General features: G+C 63.2%; 2 protein-coding genes. Both read right to left on the minus strand.

Going from position 1 to position 1,132, the window contains the following annotated elements:
* A partial coding sequence (locus tag MXAZACID_RS17290; RefSeq protein ID WP_008495867.1) for an outer membrane protein occupies window positions 1–689 on the minus strand: 689 nt, incomplete at its 3' end.
* Between the two features lie 192 nt (window positions 690–881).
* Window positions 882–1,132: OmpA family protein (locus tag MXAZACID_RS17295; RefSeq protein WP_008495868.1), on the minus strand; the 251-nt coding region annotated here is incomplete at its 5' end.

Below are 1,132 nucleotides of genomic sequence, written 5' to 3' on the forward strand. Positions count from 1 at the left end.
GGGGCGAATTCGTACCGCAGACCGATATTGATCTGGTTGTTATACTCGCCCTGCTGCTTGAAGCTGGCGGGGATGCCGGCATTGTCGATCGCGTAACGGCGCGCCGTGGTCAGGCCGATGAAGCGATATTCGACGGTGGCGGAGAGGCCCATCACCGGCGCGATCGGGAAGGACAGGCCGACAATGCCCTGATAGGCGAAGGAGCCGCGCGCCTGGTTGACGTTGAAACCGCCCGCCTTGGCATCGCTGTAGCGGGCTTCCTGCCAGCCGATGCCAGCACCGAGATAAGGATAAAGCCAGGGCAGGCCGATATCGAAATCATAAACGCCGTTGACGAAGCCGCCATACTGGCTCTCATGCCCGCTGCCCTTGGCGGCGACGCCGCCGGACTTCACCTTGTCCAGCCCGTTACGGATATAGTCGCCTTCCAGCTCGACCCGCCAGCCATTATTGAAGCCGTAGCCGATGGCGGCACGGGCATCAAAGCCGTTCTTGAACACCGCCTTGGTGTCGCCAGAGAGATTGGCGCCGCCGGCGACATAATTCTTCTGGGTGGTGGCGCTCTTCAGATCCAGGCCGCCGCCCAGGCTGACATAGGGGCCGGCCACTGGCTGGGCCTCTGCCCGGCCGGCCAGCGCCAGCGGCACGGCCAGCATTGTCGCGGCGAATAAGGCGGCTCGAAACTGCATGATCTGATTTCCTTCCGACAGGCGCCATTCCAGAACGGCACTTGAGCCTATGTGGAGGCAAATGGGCCGGTTGCGAAGGGGGCACGCGCACGCGGCGCTTTGCTGTAGCCAAAATGCAACGCGCCTCACGCGCCTGGCAATAAAAAACCCCGGCAGTTGCCTGCCGGGGTCTCATCCACGCTTGCGCGAAGATTAGTGGAAGATGATTTCCACGCGACGGTTCTGCGGCTCGCGCACACCCGGGCCGGTCGGAACCAGCAGGTGGGTTTCGCCATAGCCGTGCATCTCGATCTCGGAGGCCGGCACACCGTCGGCGACGAGCTGGGCGGCAACCGCCTTCGCGCGCTTCACAGACAGACCCATGTTGTAGGTCGCGGTACCCGAGGTGTCGGTGTAGCCGTTGACTTCCAGGGTGGTGACGTTCTGCGTCTTGGAGTCGGACG

The sequence above is a fragment of the Acidocella sp. MX-AZ02 genome (assembly GCF_000306035.1).
GTDB classification, from domain to species: domain Bacteria; phylum Pseudomonadota; class Alphaproteobacteria; order Acetobacterales; family Acetobacteraceae; genus Acidocella; species Acidocella facilis.